Here is a 20,097-nt window from a genome sequence, read left to right as displayed (position 1 = left end):
ATATTACGGCGAAATTCTAGAAACAACCTAACTAATATGGAAAAATATATATTGGTCACAGGCGGCACGAAAGGCATTGGCCGGGCAATTATCGAAAAATTTGCAGCGGATGGCTTTCATATTATTACCTGTGCCAGAACGGAGCGGGATTTAAAAGCGCTTAAACTCGAAATTGAGCAAAAATATACCTTTTCTAAAGTTTTTTACCTGACCACCGACATAGGAGATCCGCTGGCCGTAGAAGCCTTTATTAAATATGTAAAATCTTTAAAAGTAAAGATTGATGTTCTGGTAAATAATGCCGGCGTTTTTATTCCGGGTAAAATTACCGAAGAGGATAGTACTGCCTTGCCATTTATGCTGGAGAACCATTTGCTCAGCGCTTACCGGATAACCAAAGGCCTGGTAGAGGATATGATGAAAAGAAAATCCGGCCATATATTTATGATGTGTTCTACGGCGAGCATTACACCTTATACCAATGGCGGGTCTTACTGTGTGGCTAAATTTGCTTTATACGGCCTGACCAAAGTATTACGGGAAGAGTTGAAAAAACACGATGTAAAAGTAACTGCCATTTTACCGGGAGCTACCTTAACGGCCAGTTGGGAAGGCGTAGATTTGCCTCCGGAACGATTTATGAAGAGCGAGGACGTGGCCTGTGCAGTAAGCAGCGCCTACGGCATGTCGGCCGGTACCGTAGTAGAAGAAATCCTGATTCGACCCCAATTAGGGGATATTGAGAGTTGAATTAACGCACTAGGTGTTAGTTTATAATTGATTGATTTACAATAAGCAATATTAAAAGTAATTAGATTGGATTTAATTTAAAAAGTACTTTAAATAACCTTCCTTCATTAGCATTTTAGTTGTTTGGAGGATTGAAGAAGGAGTACTAATAAAACCTAAAACGATGAATCTGGAAAATAAACTAATAGTAATAACCGGCGTAAGCTCCGGCATAGGATTAGCCACCGCCCAAGTATTGTTAGAAAAAGGGGCTTTTGTGGTAGGTTGGGGCCGGCGTCCCGGACCCATAAAGCATCCTAATTTTTCTTTTGCCGAAGTGGATGTGCGCAAACAGGCTGCTGTGGAGAGAGCTTACCAGGAAACGGTGGAGCGGGCCGGCAGACCAGTTTCTGTTTTAGTAAATAATGCCGGTTTAGGTAAACAGGGTTTGTTTGAAGAGCAATCGGTAGAAGATTGGCACCTGATGTTCGATACCAATGTGCACGGCCTGTTTTACTGCACCAGAGTAGTATTGCCCGAGATGAAAAAGCAAGAAGAAGGGCATATCATCAATATTGTCTCGTTGGCGGGCCTGAACGGAGTGGAGAAAGCATCTGGTTATTGCGCTACCAAGTTTGCCGTGCGGGGCATGTCCCAGTCGCTTTACAAAGAGGTGCGGGAGTTTGGCGTAAAAGTTTCCTGTATTTATCCGGGCTCGGTTAATACCAATTTTTTTAGTGATTTCCAGAATAGCACCGCGCCCGAAAACATGATGCAGCCCGAAGATATTGCTTCTACTATTTTGCACGTGCTGCAGTCGCCGCCCAACTACCACCACATAGATATTGAAGTGCGGCCCTTACGGCCCAAAGGAAAACCGCAGGCATCCAAATAATTTATCTTTATCTTTGCACGTTTTTACAACAGAATGTATCCCGAAAAATATTGAATGTCGGTAGAAGTAAAGAATCTTACCAAAATATTTGGTAGCCAGCGTGCCGTAGATAATATTTCTTTTAAAGTAAACAAAGGGCAAATACTGGGTTTTTTGGGACCTAATGGGGCAGGTAAATCTACCACCATGAAAATAGCCACCTGTTATTTGCCGCCCTCCGAAGGCACTATTCTGGTAAATGGCTATGATGTGGTGGCAGAACCGATAAACGTAAGACGCCAGGTGGGCTATTTGCCGGAACATAACCCGCTTTACCTGGACATGTACGTGAAAGAATACCTGGAATTTGCGGGTTCGGTGAATGGCCTCAAAGGAAGTGCATTAAAGAACCGGATTTCCGAAATGGTAAGCTTGTGCGGCTTAACGGCCGAGCAGGGTAAAAAAATTGGTTCTTTATCGAAAGGTTACCGGCAGCGCGTTGGTTTGGCCCAGGCGCTGATTCATGATCCGGAAGTATTGATTCTGGATGAGCCTACTACTGGTTTGGACCCCAATCAGTTAAGCGAAATCAGGGCTTTAATTAAAAATATTGGCCGGGAGAAAACCGTTATTTTCTCAACCCACATTATGCAGGAAGTTACCGCCATTTGCGACCGGGTGGTAATTATAAACAAAGGTGCCGTGGTGGCCGATGCAGAAGTAGGTGCCCTGGAAAACCTGAATAAAAATGAAGTCTTAACCATTGCGGAATTCGAAAGCCCCATTGATACAACTTTGTTTTCGACCATCCCCGCCATTATTGCCATCGACAGTTTACCCAATAACAGATACCGGATTCATTCGCAGCCTGGCCAGGATGTTCGTTCGGCTATTTTTACGCTGGCCGGTAATCAGCAGTGGAGCCTCGTTGGCTTACGCCAGGAAGAGAACTCTTTAGAACAAATATTTAAACAACTAACCAGTAAATAAATTAAAAATTAGAAATTATGAATTAGGTTTTTGGACCTTTTAAAATCATACTAACTGTACATTTCTAATTCATAATTTTTAATTCATAATTAGCCAAACCATGTTTGCGATTCTGCAAAAAGAGATAAACAGTTTTCTTAATTCTATCATTGCCTATATTGTTATCGGGGTGTTCCTGGTAGCAATAGGTTTATTTATGTGGGTTTTTCCCGAGACCAGCGTGCTGGAGTACGGTTACGCCGATATGCAAACTCTATTCAGCATGGCGCCCTGGGTTTTCCTGTTTTTGATTCCGGCCGTTACCATGCGCAGCTTTTCCGAAGAAAAAAAGGCTGGTACCCTGGAGTTACTGCTAACCAAACCTATCACCGATATGCAGTTAATTCTGGGTAAATATTTTGCCTGTTTGTTCCTGGTTTTATTAGCCCTGGTACCAACCCTATTGTATTATTACAGCGTTTACTCATTGGGTAATCCGGTCGGCAATATTGATTCGGCAGCGGTAACGGGCTCTTACATCGGACTGATTTTTCTGGCTGCTATTTTTACTGCTATCGGCGTTTTTTCTTCGGCTATCACCGAAAACCAGATTGTTTCTTTTATTCTGGCGGTGTTCCTGTGCTTCCTGGTATATATTGGTTTTGATTATATTGCCTCGGTGCAGATGGGCGGCGATACGGAATACATAATCAGCTATTTAGGCATCGACTTTCATTATAATGCTTTAAGTAAGGGCTTAATCGATTCGCGGGATATTTTGTATTTTTTAAGCGTGATTTTGTTGTTGCTGTTAGGAACTAAATTGGTGTTGGAGAGCCGGAAATGGTAGAGGAAAAAGCAACCAGCACAACTACTTCATCCCGGAAGAAAAAAGATATTTACTGGTTTCTTGCCGCCATCGGCATTGTTTTACTGCTGAATATTTTATTAGCGAATACCTATTTCCGGCTAGACCTAACCGAAGATAAACGATATTCGATTGCGCCTGTTACGAAGCAACTGCTATCTAATTTAAAAGACGATATAACGGTAGACGTGTACCTGGATGGTGATTTCCCGGCCCGCTTTAAACGACTGCAAAATTCCGTACGCGAAACCTTAGAAGAATTCCGGGTTTATTCTGATGACCGGGTACAGTTTAATTTTATCGACCCGAGTAGCAATACCGACCCGGAGCGGCGCAGTAAATATTACCAGCAGTTAGCCGCTAAAGGTTTGCAGCCCACCAACCTGGTTTCGGCCGAAGGCGATAAAACCGTAGAAAAATTAATATTTCCAGGGGGCATTGTTTCCTGCAAAGGAAAAGAAGTACCGGTTACTTTTCTGAAAGGCAACCAGGCCGCGCCGCCCGATGAACAGTTAAACCAATCGATAGAAGGGCTGGAGTTTGAACTGGCCTCGGCAATCCGGCAGCTTACCCAAACCCAGCGCAAGCGCATTGGCTTTATTGAGGGCCACGGCGAGCTAAGTATGCTGGAAACCGCCGACATTATTACCACGCTTCAGAAAAATTACGATGTCTTCCGGGTAGATTTAACGAAGGTGCCCGATTTAAAAGCCCTTGATGCCATTGTCATTGCCAAACCCTTACTCAAATATTCCGAAGCCGAAAAATTTAAGCTCGATCAATTTATAGTAGGCGGGGGCAAAGCTTTATTCTTCATCGACCCGGTAAATATTGCCCTCGACAGTATTCGGACGGAAGGTACGGTGGCCCTTCCGCTGGATGTGAACCTGCAGGATTTACTATTTACCTACGGCGTGCGGCTAAACGGTAATCTTGTGCAGGATATTAATGCGGGTCAGATACCCATGATAGTGGGTATGCTGGGCAATCAGCCGCAAACCCAACTCATGAACTGGCGTTATTTCCCCATCATTAATGGTTTTAACCAGCACCCCATTACACGGAACCTGGATGCCTTGTACGGAAAATTTGTGAGTAATATCGATTCGGTTCGGGCTCGGAACATTAAAAAGACCCCGTTAATTGCTACTTCTCCTTACTCGCGGGTGGTGCAAATGCCGGCCAGCATCAATTTAAACGAAGCCCGGGTACCACCAAAGCCCGAAGAGTTTAACGCAGGCCCGCAGGTTTTAGGCTACTTACTGGAAGGAACATTCCGATCGGTGTTTACCAATCGGCCTTTACCACCTGGTATTACAAATGTTAAGCTGCAGGAGCAAGGTAAGCCTACGCGGCTCGTGGTAGTAGCAGATGGCGATTTAATCCGGAATGAAGTCAATCCTAAAACCAACCAGCCGTATCGCTTAGGCTTTGACCGGTACACCGGTGCGACTTACGCAAACAAAGATTTTGCCGTGAATGCCGTAGCTTATTTACTCGACGAAACCAATTTGGTATCGTTGCGGTCGAAAGAAATTGTGCTGCGGCCTTTAGATAGGGTTAAGGCTAAAGAAGAAAAACAAAAGTGGCAATTAATAAACCTGGTGTTGCCTTTGGTTTTGCTGGTGGGCTTTGGCGTGGTGCGATATTACCTGCGCAAGCGGAAATATGCCCGGTATTAGCTTTGGTAAGCAAATAGATTTTCTGAAAGTTTTTTTTCAATATTAGGTAAATTAACCTAATTTGCTTCATCAAAATAGCGGCGAAAGAGTGGTTGCTTACTGGCCCCTGCGGTTTAGTTAATAATTCCCTGTAATAGATTAATTTAAAATATAAACGACTGTTCGGAATGAAATTTATTGTATCGTCTTCGGCCTTATTAAAACAGCTTCAGAGCATTAATGGCGTTATCTCGTCTAACCCGGTAGTGCCCATTCTGGAAAATTTTCTTTTCGAAATAAACGAAGGGACCTTAACCATTACGGCCAGCGACCTGGAAACCTCGATGATAACCGAGATGCACGTGGAAGCGAAAGAAAATGGCCGGATAGCCGCCCCCGCCCGAATTTTGCTCGATACGCTGAAGAATTTACCCGATCAGCCGGTTACATTTACCATCGACGAAGAAACCTATACTATTGAATTAAGCTCAGCTAACGGACGCTACAAATTATCGGGCGAAAACGCCACCGATTTCCCGCGAGTACCGGTGGTTAAAAGCAATAATTCTATTGAGGTGCCCTCCAACATGCTGGCCCGGGCTATTAACAAAACCATTTTTGCTGTTAGTACCGACGAATTGCGGCCCGCCATGACCGGTATTTTTGTGCAGCTAAACGATAATAATATTACGTTTGTCGCCACCGATGGTCACCGGCTACTGCGGTATCGCCGCTTCGATGTGGCTACCGGCAATACGGCTTCTATTATTATTCCGCGCAAAGCCTTTACCTTATTAAAATCTACTTTGCCGGCCGAGCCTACCACGGTGCGGGTTGAATTTAATACTTCCAATGCCTTCTTCAGCTTTGAAAATATCCGGATGGTTTGCCGTTTAATAGACGAGCGTTATCCGGATTACGAAAATGTTATTCCGGCGCAGAATCCAAACAAGCTGGTAATTGATCGTTACGATTTATTAAGTTCCATTAAACGTATTTCGATTTATTCAAACAAAACCACGCACCAGGTCCGTTTGCGTATCGCGGGCAGCGAGTTGCATGTTTCGGCCGAGGATCTGGATTTCTCGAACGAAGCGAACGAGCGGCTTTCGTGCCAGTACGACGGGGAAGATATGGAGATTGGCTTTAACGCCCGCTTCCTGATCGAGATGCTGAATAATATTGATTCGGACGAGATTTCATTGGAACTTTCGACTCCTAACCGCGCCGGCTTGCTGATGCCTACTTCTAACGACGATAACGAGAATATTCTGATGCTGGTAATGCCGGTAATGCTGAATAATTACGTATAACCATACAAACAATTTAGTTGCAGAAAAGGGGAGGTGCTCCCCTTTTTTGTTATCGTACTACTGGTATTCCCCGTCAATTGCTTTACCTTTGCGGAAATATTTTAATTCGCCATGAAAAAATCAGAAATATATTTCAGCGTAGCCCTCGATAATAATAATATTCCAGAAGCCATCAGCTGGCGGGCTACCGATGCCGGTGAACAAATTCATTTTGCCAAAGCCATTAATATTGCCCTTTGGGACCGCAACCAGGACGGCACCATGAAAATGGACCTTTGGACGAAAGACATGCCCGTAGACGAAATGAAACATTTTTATCTGGATACCCTGGGCTCGATGGCTCAAACCCTTTTAACAGCTACCGGCGACGAAGTGATAGCCGGCAAAATTCGGGCACTTTGCCAGGACATTAGCAAACACCTGGATGAAGAGGGGCAACAACAACCAAAATAATACACACTAAAGATAAGCGGCGTATAAGTAAAACAAAGGCCTCACTTTATCGAAAGTGAGGCCTTTGTTTTGCAGCTAAGTAAAGCGCTAGAGACTACCGGGAACCCTCATCAGCCGTAATAACGGCGGCTGTTTTGTTCACCGGAACCACTTTGCTTTCGCCTACGGGTAAAACCGGTTTTTTTTGTTTGCCGGCTAAAGTAGGTAAAGCACCAATCTGCGCGGCAAAATCTTTATCGTATCTATAATATTTACTTCTGGCACCATAATAAGCGCTGTACTGGTCTGTGCTTAAAAAGCTTTCCAGCTCCTGGTCGCGCTCCTTACAAACACCCAAACAGTTTTTATCTACCAGGGCATCGTTGCCGGCGAATTTCTGTTCAATGTCCATCATCTTATTAACCTTCTCCTGGTTAATAGCCCGTAAACGGTTAGCCTGGAAGTTGTTCAGCTTCAGTTCCTGAATCATCCGGTCGGTAAGGCGGTTGGCTCGTTCGGTAGCCGTACCTTTATTATCCTGGGCAATGGCACTAAACGCCGAAGCAAAAACCAGGCACGACATTACAATTATCTTTTTCATATCTTTATCATAGTTTAGGTTCAGTACATTATTGGTTATTTTTTAACATCTATCCGGTTAAAAAAGTTGCCACTTACCCATATTATACGAAAACTAAGCGCTGAATATCTACAAGATTAAAAGTAAAAATGTAAAATTTTGGAGGTTATACTTAAAAATATACTTACCAATTGTTTTTCCACATCATTGATTCAACGGGCTTTATAGTCCGCTCATTGTATTTGGCCGATGATTTTTTATTGTATAAATTTTCGATTTCGCCTTTTACTTCAAAATAAATGAGCTGGCCAATTGGCATTCCAAAGTAAACCCGAACCTGTTGGGTAACCGAAATTTCTAAAGTCCAGGTGTTGCAGAAACCCACATCGCCTTTACCGGCGGTGGCATGAATATCTATTCCCAGCCGGCCTACGCTGGATTTACCTTCCAGAAAAGGCACATGGGCGTGTGATTCGGTGTACTCCTGGGTTACACCCAAATACAATGTGCCGGGCTGCAACACAAATCCTTCGTCGGGTATTTCGAAAACAGCAATCTCGTTGTGTTTACGCGCATCAATTACGGGGTCTTTGTAAGTAGCCAAATATTTGCCTAAATGTACATCGTAAGAGTTGGTTCCCAGAAAAGACCGGTTAAAAGGCTCTATAACAATATTACCTTCGGCAATCTGGTTTAATATTTCTTTATCTGTTAAAATCATGGGGGCAGCTAGTATCTTATGTAAAATTATAAATAAATAGTAATTATCAAATCAGCATGTTGCTACTAATATTCGGTGATTTTTTTACCGGAGGAAATGACATTCGCTGGATAAACCAATTAAAAAAGCTCCGGATACGCGGAGCTTTTTTTTACCTGTTTCCTGTTAAAGAAGCTTTAGCGGGAATTTTTAATTGCCTGCAACGATTCGAAATTTGCTTTTAAATATTTATCAGCTAATTCGTCGGTAATGGCCGTGGAGATAAACAGGGTTTCAAACTGAGAAGGAGCCAGGTAGATGCCACGCTGTAGCATGTGGTTAAAATATTGCCCGAACAGCTTCAGGTCCGATTTTTTAGCCGAATCGAAATCGGTGACTGGTTGGCGGGTAAAAAAGATGCTAAACATAGAACCAACCTGGTTAATGGTATAATTCAGTCCCAATTTATCCAGGTTTTCGCGCATGCCATGTACCAGTTTATCCGAAATATTTTCGAGGTAAGCGTAAACCTCATCGTGTTCGTTTAAATAACGAAGCATGGTTAAACCGGCTGCCATGGCCACCGGGTTGCCTGATAAGGTGCCTGCCTGGTAAACCGGGCCGGCCGGGGCTACTGCATCCATAATATCTTTCCGGCCGCCGTAAGCACCCACCGGAAAACCACCCCCAATAATTTTACCCAAGGTAGTCATATCGGGCATAACGCCAAATCGTTCCTGGGCACCGCCTTTTGCTAACCGGAAGCCGGTCATCACCTCGTCGAAAATGAGCACAATATTTTCTTTGGTGCAAATTTCCCGCAAACCTTCCAGAAAGCCGGCTACCGGTACTACCAGCCCCATATTGCCCACTACTGGCTCAATAATAATAGCAGCAATTTGTCCGGGTGCCGCTTCTACGGCCTGCTTTACGGCTTCTAAATTATTGTAAGGAATGGTAATAGTATCCTGCGCCACTCCTTTGGTAACGCCGGGGCTATCGGGTACGCCCAACGTAACGGCTCCGCTGCCTGCCGAAATCAGAAAAGAATCGCCGTGGCCGTGGTAGCAGCCTTCGAATTTAATAATTTTGTCGCGGCCGGTAAAGCCTCGCGCCACCCGTATCGCCGACATGGTGGCTTCGGTACCTGAATTTACCATCCGCACCTTTTCAATAGACGGCACCATACTGATGATCAGTTCGGCCATTTCTACCTCGCGGCGGGTGGGGGCGCCATACGAAAAGGAATGCGGTAGCACTTCCTTAACTGCTTCCTGTACCATTTCGCAGGCATGGCCCAGAATCATCGGGCCCCAGGAATTTATTAAATCAATATATTCGTTGTCATCTTCGTCGTACAGAAAAGCGCCCTTGGCCGATTTCATAAAAACCGGATTACCGCCAACGGCTTTAAACGCACGGACCGGCGAATTAACTCCCCCGGGAATAAGTTCCTGGGCCCGCTGAAATAATTTAAGACTACTGGAATTTGTTCTTTCGCTCATTTATTAATTAAAATAATATTATTTAAAAACCGGATTAACAACATTTATCTGTAGGTTATCCAGTTTTAAAAAGGGAATATATTGGTTGTCGCGCTCAGCGTTGTAGCCAATTCCCTGGAAAAAAGCCCCTGAAATAGGCCCTTCGGCTGCCAGGGTACTGTTGAAGTGGGAGCCATGCCGCGCCAGAATATTGCCGAAATAATAAAGCAAATCGAAGCCGGTATAGGCATAAACCGAAGGCGGAATGTGGTAACGGGCTTTGTAATCTTTCTTAAACTCCCGCACCGCCGGCAAAGAGGTATCTACAAACTTCGGATTTAAAAAATAGATTTCCTGATTATCCAGTTGGTCCAAACTCATTTGGCTGATATCCAGCCAGGAGGCAAACGTGATAACCGGAATTTTGCCCGGAAGCCGTTCGAGGGTACTCATGGTATTTACCGCTACCGGCATACTGTTAGAAGCTATCATCAGGTGACCTACTTTGGTAAAATCGACTCCTGAGTATAAACCGGAAGCGGTGCTCGAGGGGCTAACCGCTTTGGACAACAGAACTTTGCCGCCTCTTTTTTCAAATTCTGCCCGGTATACCCGCGCATATTCCATTCCGTCTTCGGTATTGCTGTAAATGATAACGGCGCCATTAGGCCCGAAATTATCGTAAGCAAAGTTGGCGCTTTTGCGGGCCTGGGTAGCTATGGAAGGTTGAAATAAATACAGGTAAGGGTTGTTCCGAATCAAGCTAATATCATCCGAAAGTGGATTTACGGCAATAATCTGGTGCTGCTGGGCAAACCGGGATATTATTTTATTCGCCGATTTATACACCGGCCCAATAATCAAATCCATATTAGCCATTTCGGGTAAGCTCAGCACTTTCTTTACCTGGTTGGTATCGGCGGGCGCATCGTAGGAGAATAAATTTAAATTAATGTTGTTCCGGGCCAATGAATCTTTGGCCATTTGCATACCGGCGTATAAATCAGTTACAAATTGGTTTTTGCGCAATGCCTGGGCGCTGTTAGGCTCGTTTAAGCCAAAAGGCAGCAGTACCGCCACGTTATACTGGGTTTTACGGCCGCTGGCTAATGCTTTACCCGAATATTTTTTTTTATCAAGTTTAAATTTCGAAACAATATTCTCTAAGGTTTCTTTATCGGCTTCGGTATACCAGCCACCAGCCAGTTTATCGGCGTAAGCAGTAGCCAGTTCCCGATCATCGGGGTTTTGCTGGTAAAGTCGGGTAAAAGCCTCCTTTTCGATTATGCGGGGCAAGTATAAACCCTTTATTTTAGCTTTATCATCATCAAATTCTTTCGCTTTAATGTCGTTGAGCAAAGCCAAAGCTTTGGCGTAATCTTTTTGCTCAAACGCAATGGCGGCACCTACATAACGTGCTTCATCCAGGTTTTCCCACGACGGAAATTGCTGCAATAGCTGATCAATGCGGCCGCCCGCTTCCCGGACCCGCTTGGCGTTTAGGGCAGCAACACTATAAAAGTAAAGTGCCTCGGGTAAATTCCGGTAGTTCTTGGGCGCATTTACTACCGGTACAAATTCGGCCATAGCCAACTCGTATTTTTGCTGGTCCAGTAGCAACCGGCCGTTTGCCAAACGGGTGTCCAGTTCCGCTGCCGATTGCGCCGAAACAGATAAGGGTAAGAACAAAAAAGCCAGCCAGTAGAGCACCAGCCTGGCTTTTAAGAAATAGCATTGGTTCATGTTTATTCCCATTCGATGGTGGCGGGTGGCTTAGAGCTAATATCGTAAACTACCCGGTTAACGCCTTTTACTTTATTAATTATTTCGTTCGAAACATTTGCTAAAAACTCATACGGTAAATGCGCCCAGTCGGCCGTCATGCCATCTACGCTGGTAACAGCCCGCAGGCTAACCACGTTTTCGTAGGTTCGTTCGTCGCCCATTACGCCTACCGTCTGAATGGGTAATAAAATAGCGCCGGCTTGCCAAACCTGATCGTATAAACCTGACTTACGTAAGTTAGAAATAAATATATGATCTACTTCCTGGAGTACGGCTACTTTTTGCGGGGTAATGTCGCCGATAATCCGGATAGCTAATCCTGGGCCCGGGAATGGGTGGCGGGTCAGAATCAGATCATCTATTTTCAGCGTTTTACCTACTAAACGCACCTCATCTTTAAACAAAGCTTTCAGCGGCTCCACTACTTTTAGTTTCATAAAATCGGGTAAGCCACCCACATTGTGGTGCGATTTAATGGTTGCGGATGGCCCTTTTACCGATACCGATTCAATCACATCGGGGTAAATAGTACCCTGCGCCAGCCATTTTACATCGGTAAGCTGGTGGGCTTCGTCGTCGAATACTTCTATAAATACGCGGCCAATGGCTTTGCGCTTTAACTCGGGGTCGGAAATACCGGCCAAAGCACTGTAAAACCGATCGCGGGCATCTACGCCTTTCACGTTTAAGCCCATGTGGCGGTAGGAGTCAAGCACGGTTTCGAACTCATCTTTCCGGAGCAGGCCGTTATCTACGAAAATACAGTACAGGTTTTTGCCAATAGCCTGGTGAATGAGCATGGCGGCTACCGAAGAATCTACCCCGCCGGATAAACCCAGCACAACTTTATCGTTCCCCAACTGATTTTGCAAGTCGGCTACCGTAGTTTCGACAAACTGATCCGGGGTCCAGTCCTGGGAGCAGCCGCAGATATGCACCACAAAGTTCCGCAATACGGTTTTACCCTCAACAGAGTGGGTTACTTCGGGGTGAAACTGAATGCCGTAAGTTTCTTCATCGGCTATTTTGTAAGCCGCTACCGCCACGGAGTCGGTGCTGGCAATAATTTCGAAATTAGCTGGTATGTGCTTAATGGTATCGCCGTGCGACATCCAAACCTGGGAACCGATGGTGATCTCTTTCATCAGCCGGTTGGTGGCGTGTACCTCGGCCAGAAGCGCGCGGCCATATTCCCGGATGGTAGAAGGCAATACTTCGCCGCCATTTTCGTGGGCTAATAACTGGGCGCCGTAACAAACCCCTAAAACCGGTACCTGGCCCCGGTAACCGCTTAGTTCCGGATTGGGATGGTCGGTATCGCGCACCGAGCAGGGGCTGCCCGATAAAATAAGTCCCTTTACATCCGGGGTGAGTTCCGGTAGTTTATTATAAGGATAAATTTCGCAGTAAACATTAAGCTCGCGTACCCGGCGGGCAATTAACTGGGTATATTGCGAGCCAAAATCGAGGATGATAATTTTCTCTGGCATGCGCAAAATTAAACACAGTTTTCCGCAGATTAAAGGATTTACCCGATTCTTTTGCGACGATTGCCTTTTGGCGAAAATTATTACTGCGCCTGAAAGAAAAATACCACTCATTAGAGACAGGCTCTATATAAGTGGTATTCCGGAATTACAGGGAATAATGGTTTAAATATTACTTGGCTACGGTTCTTTCGATTTCGCGCAGGTTATCCATTTTTTTGTTGCGCAGAAAGCCGTTAATGTCTTCGAAGTGTTCTTTAATGCGTTTATTGCCGAACTCAAAAACTTTTTCGGCTAGACCATCTAGAAAATCCCGGTCGTGCGATACTAAAATTAAAGTGCCGTCAAAGGCTTTTAGGGCATCTTTCAGAATATCTTTGGTTTTAATATCCAAATGGTTCGTCGGTTCATCCAGAATCAGCAGGTTTACGGGTTGCAACAACAGTTTAATCATGGCCAAGCGGGTTTTTTCACCGCCCGAAAGCATTTTAACTTTCTTCTCAACGGCATCTCCGCTGAACATGAATGCCCCCAGAATATCTTTAATCTTCGTCCGGATTTCGCCTACAGCAATCTGGTCGATGGTTTGGAAAATGGTGAGTTCTTCGTCGAGCAAAGAGGCCTGGTTCTGGGCAAAGTAGCCAATCATACAGTTATGGCCTAACTGCAGCTTGCCGTCATAATCAATCTCGTTCATAATGGCTTTTACCAGCGTCGATTTTCCTTCGCCGTTTTTACCCACGAAAGCTACTTTCTGGCCGCGTTCAATTACCAAAGAAGCATCTTTAAATACCGTATAGTCGCCGTATCTTTTCGTAAGTTCTTCGGCAATCACCGGGTAATTGCCGGAACGCGGGGCGGGCGGGAATTTCAGGTTCAGAGCGGAGGTGTCTACTTCGTCCACCTCAATCAGTTCCATTTTCTCCAGCATTTTTACCCGCGATTGTACTTGCAAGGTTTTAGAATAAGTGCCTTTAAAGCGATCGATAAAGCCTTGGATGTCGGCAATTTCTTTCTGCTGGTCGTCGTATTGTTTTTGCTGCTGCTCGCGGCGTTCTCTCCGCAGTTGTAAATATTGGGTGTAGGTAACTTTATAATCGTAAATCCGGCCCATGGTTACCTCAATGGTGCGGTTGGTAATATTATCGACAAAGGTTTTATCGTGCGAGATTACAATTACCGCCTTGGCATTATTTACCAGAAAATCTTCCAGCCACTGAATAGATTCAATATCCAAATGGTTCGTGGGCTCATCCAGTAAAATCAAATCGGGTTGCTGCAGTAATATTTTGGCCAGCTCAATGCGCATGCGCCAGCCGCCGCTAAATTCGGTAGTTGGGCGGTTAAAATCATCCCGCGAAAAGCCTAAGCCTTTCAAGGTTTTCTCTACTTCGGCATCAAAGTTTATTTCTTCAATGGAATAATATTTTTCGCTCAGCTCCGACACCTGCTCAATAATGGTGTAATATTCTTCCGATTCGTAATCCGTACGGGTTTCTAACTGGGCATTCAGCGCATCCATCTGCTTTTTCATGTCCAGAATTTTAGAAAAGGCTTTGGAGGCTTCCTCAAACACCGTGCTGTTGTCTTCGGTAAGTAAATGCTGAGGCAAATAAGCTATTACCGCATCTTTAGGAGCTGATACTTTTCCGCGGGTAGGTTTACTAACGCCCGCAATAATTTTTAATAGAGTAGATTTTCCGGCTCCGTTTTTACCCATGAGGGCAATGCGGTCATTTTCGTTAATGTTAAAGGCAATGTCTTTAAAAAGGGCCGAACCATTAAATTCTACCGAAACCGAGTCAACTGAAATCATATAGGTTAATAAAATAGAGGGGCAAAGATATTATTTATTTTACCACTTTGCCGGAGATACTAAAGCTGAATAATATTTTTAATAGAGTTAGTAAGCGCAGCCCTGGCAGGAGGGTAACAAAATATTATACAGAATAATTTTGGCAGGTTTAAAATATTTGCTAATTTTGCATCGGCAAATCGGTACGGCCAGCTCCTGTTGAACTCCCCCAGGTCCGGAAGGAAGCAAGGGTAGATGGTTGAGCGGCGCGATACTCGGTTTGCCACTTTTTTTTGCCCATACCCCAACGAATCCTCCCGACAATTTCTCCCGTTTAATTCTTTTAAAACCCAAGTTATACCTTAGCTTTGTGGTTTGAACCTATAAAACTTTTTGTATGAAATTTTTTATCGATACTGCCAACCTTAAAGAGATTCAGGAAGCGCACGATTTAGGTGTTTTAGATGGTGTTACCACCAACCCATCGCTGATGGCGAAAGAAGGTATCAGCGGCCACGATAATGTAATGGCCCACTACAAAGCCATTTGCGAAATTGTAGATGGCGATATCAGCGCCGAAGTGATTGCCGTAGATTACGAAGGCATTATCCGGGAAGGGGAAGCTTTAGCTGAACTGCATAATAATATTGTAGTTAAAGTGCCGATGATTAAGGATGGCGTGAAGGCGATAAAATACTTCTCCGACAAAGGCATCCGTACCAACTGTACTTTAATATTTTCTGCCGGACAAGCTTTATTAGCGGCAAAAGCAGGTGCTACTTATGTATCGCCGTTTGTGGGTCGTTTAGACGATGTAGGAACCGATGGTTTACAGTTAATTCAGCAGATTGTACAGATTTACGATAATTACGGCTTCCAGACTGAAGTTTTAGCAGCTTCAGTGCGCCACGTGATGCATTTACTGCAATGCGCCGAAATAGGAGCCGATGTGGTTACCTGTCCGTTAAACGTAATTACTTCATTATTAAACCACCCTTTAACCGATAGTGGTTTAGCCAAATTCTTAGCCGACCACAAAAAAGTAAACATTTAGGGTAATTATGAATTAAAAATTAGAAATTATAAATGCTTCAAAACTATTTCCCTGTTTTAAAGAAGTATTTATAATTTCTAATTCATAACTTTTAATTCGTAATTAAAATAAATGTACATCATAAAAGTTAAAGGCAAAGCCAAAATTCCGGATTACATCCAGTTGCGCGATGAGCATTTTGTGCTCATTGCTTATTTTCGGGCCGACCGGCCGCTAAAAAATATTGAGCGCTATGGTTTGGCCGGGAAAGAAGAAGCGCTGGCCGAAGTAATTCAGAATCTGGAGTTTGGTAAATTGCAGAAACTGGAAATTTAACAGCATGGAATTTTCTTCTTCGCCGGTAGTAACGTTACGAGATGTAATTATTTACCAGGATGTGCATACCGTACTGAACCAGGTAAATTTTGAGATAGAAAAAGGCGAATTTGTTTATCTGGTTGGAAGAACCGGCAGCGGAAAAAGCTCTTTGCTCAAAACGCTTTACGCCGATTTAACATTGCGCAGCGGTTTGGCCCTGGTGGCCGGTTTTAAAATATTCAAGATTTCCAGAGACCAGATTCCGTACCTGCGCCGCAAAATTGGTATTGTTTTCCAGGACTTTCAACTGCTCACCGACCGGAACGTTAACGACAACCTGACTTTTGTGCTGAAAGCTACCGGCTGGAAAGAAAAGTCGAAAATGAAGAACCGGATTTCGGAGGTGTTGATGCGGGTAGGCATGGGAGCTGCCGGCGCAAAAATGCCGCACCAATTATCGGGTGGCGAACAGCAACGAATTGTAATTGCCCGTGCTTTGTTAAACGAGCCGGTTATTTTACTGGCCGATGAGCCAACCGGTAACCTGGACCCCGAAGTGGCCGAAGGCATTATGCAGATTTTTCTGGAAATTAATAATTCCGGAACCGCAGTGTTAATGGCTACCCACAACCACCATATTATTCAACGCTATCCCAAGCGGGTACTTAAATGCGAAAACGGTCAGGTACTGGATTCTGCCAGACATAATTTTGCATTAACTGATAACCAGGGATTCTGAAGCTGTATTTAGCTAATAAAAAAGCCTTTTCACTTCAGAAAAGGCTTTTTTATTAGCTTGTAATTATAGTCGTATTAATCCAGTTTTTGGTCTACTTTCTTAACGGCTTTTTTGGTGCCGGATTTCACCTCCGAACCAACTTTTTCGGCCGCGTTGCCTACTTTTTTTGCTCCGTTTTTAGTAGCTTCTTTAATATCCGAAGCAGCTTCTTTTACGTGTGGAGCAGCCAGGCTGGTACCTTTGATAGCGGCATATTTTGTTTTGGCTTTGGCTATTTCGTATTTGTCATTATCGGTTAACTGGTCTTCTACCGCCTCCCGGCGAGCTTCTAAGGCTGCGTAGAAATTATTAATTGTTTGCCAGTCTTCTTTGGTGTAGCTGTCTTTGTTCGCTTGCAAGCGGCTGACAAAATTTTCGAAAGCTACCCGAACGCTGGTGGCCGGCATAGAACTAATATCAGTCGTATTAAAATCAGCGGCCACCCCGCCGTTGGCAGATGTAGCAGACATTTGGGCTTTGTTGGCTAAGCGCGCTTCGCGTTCACTTTCTTGTCTTTCCCGGAAAGTTTTGTACCTGGTTTTTAAAGAAGCAACCTCGGCTTTCCGCTCATCAGACCAATTATCAGCAAATTGCTCCAGCTTGTTTTCTTTTTCTTTATAGGTAGTTTCAACCCGCGCAGTAGTTTCCCGCCATTTATCGGCTGCATCATCGGCTTCGCTGTTCACTGAATTTTCTACACTGGCTACATAGCTTTTAAAATCGATGAAGGCTTCTTCGCTGGCGGCAGATATTTGTTGCCTTTTGGTAGAGGAACAACTTATGCCGGTAACAACCAGGCTCCCCAGTAACAGGTAATATAAAGCGTAAATATTTATTAGCTTTTTCATATTTTCGGTCCGTCATTATATTTAAACAATTCTGCTTTATGCAGCTTAATATTTACGCTTTTGGTTAGGTATTGTTGCAACTGCCAACAATCTGTAAATACGTAATTTATATACGAAATGAAAGGATTTTTGAACCTGGAACTTATAAAGTTAAAAATTGTATTTACTTCATATATGGCCGGTTCTGCTGAATTTGAATATATGGTATAAATTACTCTGTTTATATTCAAAACAGGTTCGTAAAAAAAAGTCTTACCCGTAAATTTAGGGTAAGACTTTTTAGACGTGAAAACCAGTAAATAGCTCACTGGCTGTTTTTTAATCTACGGCCTTATCTACTTTTTCGGCTCCTTTTTTGGCAGTATGTTTAACCGCTTTACCAGCTTTCTTCGCACCTTTTCCGGTGGCTTTGGCTCCGCTAACGGCTAAATCTTTGGTGCCTTTACCTACTTCTTTGGCGCCACTGCCAACTTCTTTGGCTCCTTTTTTAGCCCGGGCTTTGTTTGTGGTAGTATCCTGCAGAACAGAAGTAAAATCTTTAGCTTTATTTACAGGTACCTTTTCCAGAGTAGCCGCATTAATTGCGTATACGTTTACCAACCCTGCCATCAGAACGGCTGGTAACAGCTTCATTAGTTTTTTCATCAGTTTATCCTCCTTTAACTAATTTTTAAAATGACTCTTGCCTGTAACGGTTGTAGTGCACAAGGGTTACGGTTGCGTATTTTACGCAAGAGGAATAAGCCGGGGTGAAATTATTTTTTAAAATATTATTTGTTATTTAACAACATCGATTGGAGCTTTTTGGTTAGCTCGGGTGCCAGGTTCAGAAATAAGATGCCCGCTCCGTAAATAAGGGTAATCAGGGCCGAGCGAATGGCAATATCTACCGGTGTGTTAAATAAATAAGGCAGCGCAACTCCGGCTAAATAACTCACCGCTGCCAAGGAAATAATTTGCAGCGATGTTTTATCGAAAGGCTGCATCCGGAACCAAAACCAAACCAATATTAACCTTAACAGATTAATCAGCACATAGGAAAGCATGGTGGCCAAGGCGGCGCCTTCTATGCCGTAAGCCGGAATAAACAACAAGTTGCTGAAAATGGTCAGAACAGATAAAAGAATATTCAGGATTAAATCAGAACGGTACCGGTAAGAAGTAATTAAGATGTGGCCATTGATACCGGTTGCTAAATCGAAGAGGCGGGCCAAACCCAGAAACAAGATGACGTAACGCCCCTGGCTATACTGCGGGGGCAGTAAGGCAAACATATTCTCTATATTTGCCCAAATACCTATAAAGAGTAAACACCCGATAACCAGGTTCATGCGGGTTACCTGCTTATAAAGCTTAGCGAGCGCCACGGTATTTTCCGTTTTCCAGAAATCTGCAATCTGGGGCAGCGCAATTTTGTATAATGATCGGCCCGGAATGAGGATAACACTGGCAATATACGCGGCCGTAGTATAGATACCCACTTCGCCTAAGCCCAGGTAGTGCCCAATCATCATGGTATCGATAGAGATAATAATGGTGCTGGAAATATTGCCTAATAAGGCAAACAGGCCGTAGCGCACCATTGATTTCAGCGGCTTTTCTTTTAAAGCGGTTAGTTCCGGGCGAATAAATAACTGTTTCAGCCAGGTAATATATACCAGCAGGCACAAAGCCGTGGAACAGTTTGCCACCACAAACAGTAGCAGGAAAACCTCGAAGTTGTATAATCCCCACGAGTAACCCAGAATGGTTAAGGTTATTGAAATCCGCAGAAAGAAGTCCTGAATAAAAGAAGGAACTACGGTTTTATAAAGCGAAGTAAGATAGGCATTAAATAAATTAAACAGCAGGGTAAAAAAACCGAGCGGAATAATATAATAATAGTAATTTATAATTAAAGGCGATTCTTTGATGTAATAATTTATAATTACATCCCGAAAAAGAAAGAAAAGGAGAGAAATAGCGAGAAACCCGACAAGCGGTATGCCCAGAAAAAATACCAGAAAGTTGTTGTGCTGGTTGGCTTTGTCGCGGAAATAAGGAAAAAATTTAACACCTGCATTGGCAAAACCCAAAGCCGAAAATTGCGCATATAAAACAGCAATAGTCAGCAACAGCCGCGTCAGGCCTACCAACTCTTCATCCAGAATTCTGGGTAACAGCAAAACAGTATTAATGTACCCAATAATTACTCCCGCGTAAGAAATTACGGTATTCTGGATTCCCTGACGTTTAATAATGCCCATGCAAAAGCTGGTGAAAAAATTAGCCGGCGCAAATTTCGCTATTTTCCGGAGAGTTCCTTAGATTTTTATCGGAACAGGTAATTTTAGCCCGGAAAAACAAGGTTCAAGTAGCTCCTTTGTAAGGGAATATGGTTTTTAAAAAGTGATTATTATACTTGAATAGGTAAGTAATTAGTAGCAGTTTAATATTTTAAATA

General features: G+C 43.8%; 19 protein-coding genes and 1 other RNA gene. 11 read left to right on the top strand and 9 right to left on the bottom strand.

The window, feature by feature from the left end:
• Nucleotides 1–36: 36 nt before the first annotated feature.
• The 7 genes from AAE02nite_RS11745 (at nt 37) to gldC (ending at nt 6,867) form a co-directional block, all read left to right on the top strand.
• Nucleotides 37–750, top strand: coding sequence for an SDR family oxidoreductase (locus AAE02nite_RS11745; RefSeq protein ID WP_146897926.1), 714 nt, complete (start codon nt 37–39; stop codon nt 748–750).
• Nucleotides 751–913: 163 nt separating this feature from the next.
• Nucleotides 914–1,624, top strand: a complete 711-nt coding sequence (locus tag AAE02nite_RS11740; protein ID WP_146897925.1) for an SDR family oxidoreductase — start codon at nt 914–916, stop codon at nt 1,622–1,624.
• A gap of 54 nt (nt 1,625–1,678) precedes the next feature.
• Nucleotides 1,679–2,593, top strand: a complete 915-nt coding sequence (gene gldA, locus AAE02nite_RS11735) for a gliding motility-associated ABC transporter ATP-binding subunit GldA (protein ID WP_146897924.1) — start codon at nt 1,679–1,681, stop codon at nt 2,591–2,593.
• Between the two features lie 100 nt (nt 2,594–2,693).
• Nucleotides 2,694–3,422 (top strand): gliding motility-associated ABC transporter permease subunit GldF, encoded by a 729-nt coding sequence (gldF, locus tag AAE02nite_RS11730; RefSeq protein WP_146897923.1) that lies wholly within the window; start codon nt 2,694–2,696, stop codon nt 3,420–3,422.
• A complete protein-coding gene (gldG, locus tag AAE02nite_RS11725; RefSeq protein ID WP_146897922.1) occupies nt 3,416–5,122 on the top strand; it encodes a gliding motility-associated ABC transporter substrate-binding protein GldG in 1,707 nt (568 codons plus the stop codon). Before gldF ends, gldG begins: the two co-directional genes overlap by 7 nt.
• A gap of 167 nt (nt 5,123–5,289) precedes the next feature.
• Entirely contained in the window at nt 5,290–6,414 is a 1,125-nt protein-coding gene (gene dnaN, locus AAE02nite_RS11720) for a DNA polymerase III subunit beta (protein ID WP_146897921.1), read from the top strand.
• 111 nt (nt 6,415–6,525) lie between these two features.
• A complete protein-coding gene (gene gldC / locus AAE02nite_RS11715) occupies nt 6,526–6,867 on the top strand; it encodes a gliding motility protein GldC (protein WP_146897920.1) in 342 nt (113 codons plus the stop codon).
• A gap of 94 nt (nt 6,868–6,961) precedes the next feature.
• On the opposite strand, the gene AAE02nite_RS11710 is transcribed toward gldC, so the two are convergent.
• The 6 genes from AAE02nite_RS11710 to AAE02nite_RS11685 all read right to left on the bottom strand — a co-directional run bounded on the left by AAE02nite_RS11710 (nt 6,962) and on the right by AAE02nite_RS11685 (nt 14,698).
• On the bottom strand, nt 6,962–7,447 hold the full coding sequence (locus AAE02nite_RS11710) for a DUF4890 domain-containing protein (protein WP_146897919.1): 486 nt from the start codon (nt 7,445–7,447) through the stop codon (nt 6,962–6,964).
• Nucleotides 7,448–7,610: 163 nt separating this feature from the next.
• Entirely contained in the window at nt 7,611–8,147 is a 537-nt protein-coding gene (gene dcd / locus AAE02nite_RS11705) for a dCTP deaminase (RefSeq protein WP_146897918.1), read from the bottom strand.
• Nucleotides 8,148–8,323: 176 nt separating this feature from the next.
• Nucleotides 8,324–9,631 carry a glutamate-1-semialdehyde 2,1-aminomutase gene (hemL, locus tag AAE02nite_RS11700; protein ID WP_146897917.1) on the bottom strand — a complete coding sequence of 436 codons (1,308 nt, stop codon included), beginning with the start codon at nt 9,629–9,631 and terminating at the stop codon, nt 8,324–8,326.
• Nucleotides 9,632–9,649: 18 nt separating this feature from the next.
• Nucleotides 9,650–11,353 (bottom strand): ABC transporter substrate-binding protein, encoded by a 1,704-nt coding sequence (locus AAE02nite_RS11695; RefSeq protein ID WP_170252584.1) that lies wholly within the window; start codon nt 11,351–11,353, stop codon nt 9,650–9,652.
• 2 nt (nt 11,354–11,355) lie between these two features.
• Nucleotides 11,356–12,885, bottom strand: a complete 1,530-nt coding sequence (gene guaA / locus AAE02nite_RS11690) for a glutamine-hydrolyzing GMP synthase (RefSeq protein ID WP_146897915.1) — start codon at nt 12,883–12,885, stop codon at nt 11,356–11,358.
• Between the two features lie 169 nt (nt 12,886–13,054).
• Nucleotides 13,055–14,698 carry an ABC-F family ATP-binding cassette domain-containing protein gene (locus AAE02nite_RS11685; protein ID WP_146897914.1) on the bottom strand — a complete coding sequence of 548 codons (1,644 nt, stop codon included), beginning with the start codon at nt 14,696–14,698 and terminating at the stop codon, nt 13,055–13,057.
• Nucleotides 14,699–14,868: 170 nt separating this feature from the next.
• On the opposite strand from AAE02nite_RS11685, the gene ffs reads away from it, so the two are divergent.
• The 4 genes from ffs (at nt 14,869) to AAE02nite_RS11665 (ending at nt 16,767) form a co-directional block, all read left to right on the top strand.
• An RNA gene (gene ffs / locus AAE02nite_RS11680) (signal recognition particle sRNA small type) lies at nt 14,869–14,968 on the top strand.
• A 106-nt stretch (nt 14,969–15,074) separates the two neighbouring features.
• Nucleotides 15,075–15,731: a fructose-6-phosphate aldolase gene (gene fsa, locus AAE02nite_RS11675; RefSeq protein WP_146897913.1), complete on the top strand. Its 657-nt coding sequence runs from the start codon at nt 15,075–15,077 to the stop codon at nt 15,729–15,731.
• A 111-nt stretch (nt 15,732–15,842) separates the two neighbouring features.
• Nucleotides 15,843–16,046 carry a fructose-6-phosphate aldolase gene (locus AAE02nite_RS11670; RefSeq protein WP_146897912.1) on the top strand — a complete coding sequence of 68 codons (204 nt, stop codon included), beginning with the start codon at nt 15,843–15,845 and terminating at the stop codon, nt 16,044–16,046.
• Between the two features lie 4 nt (nt 16,047–16,050).
• A complete protein-coding gene (locus AAE02nite_RS11665; RefSeq protein ID WP_146897911.1) occupies nt 16,051–16,767 on the top strand; it encodes a cell division ATP-binding protein FtsE in 717 nt (238 codons plus the stop codon).
• A gap of 74 nt (nt 16,768–16,841) precedes the next feature.
• Here the strand turns inward: AAE02nite_RS11665 and AAE02nite_RS11660 are convergent, their stop codons facing one another.
• The 3 genes from AAE02nite_RS11660 to AAE02nite_RS11650 all read right to left on the bottom strand — a co-directional run bounded on the left by AAE02nite_RS11660 (nt 16,842) and on the right by AAE02nite_RS11650 (nt 19,900).
• A complete protein-coding gene (locus AAE02nite_RS11660; RefSeq protein ID WP_146897910.1) occupies nt 16,842–17,654 on the bottom strand; it encodes a DUF6565 domain-containing protein in 813 nt (270 codons plus the stop codon).
• Nucleotides 17,655–17,972: 318 nt separating this feature from the next.
• On the bottom strand, nt 17,973–18,299 hold the full coding sequence (locus AAE02nite_RS11655; RefSeq protein WP_146897909.1) for a hypothetical protein: 327 nt from the start codon (nt 18,297–18,299) through the stop codon (nt 17,973–17,975).
• Nucleotides 18,300–18,424: 125 nt separating this feature from the next.
• On the bottom strand, nt 18,425–19,900 hold the full coding sequence (locus tag AAE02nite_RS11650) for a lipopolysaccharide biosynthesis protein (protein ID WP_146897908.1): 1,476 nt from the start codon (nt 19,898–19,900) through the stop codon (nt 18,425–18,427).
• Nucleotides 19,901–20,097: the final 197 nt, after the last annotated feature.

The organism is Adhaeribacter aerolatus (assembly GCF_007991635.1).
Classification (GTDB): domain Bacteria; phylum Bacteroidota; class Bacteroidia; order Cytophagales; family Hymenobacteraceae; genus Adhaeribacter; species Adhaeribacter aerolatus.
The sequence above is the reverse complement of the archived record's forward strand: the minus strand, read 5'-3'. Positions and strand labels throughout refer to the sequence as shown.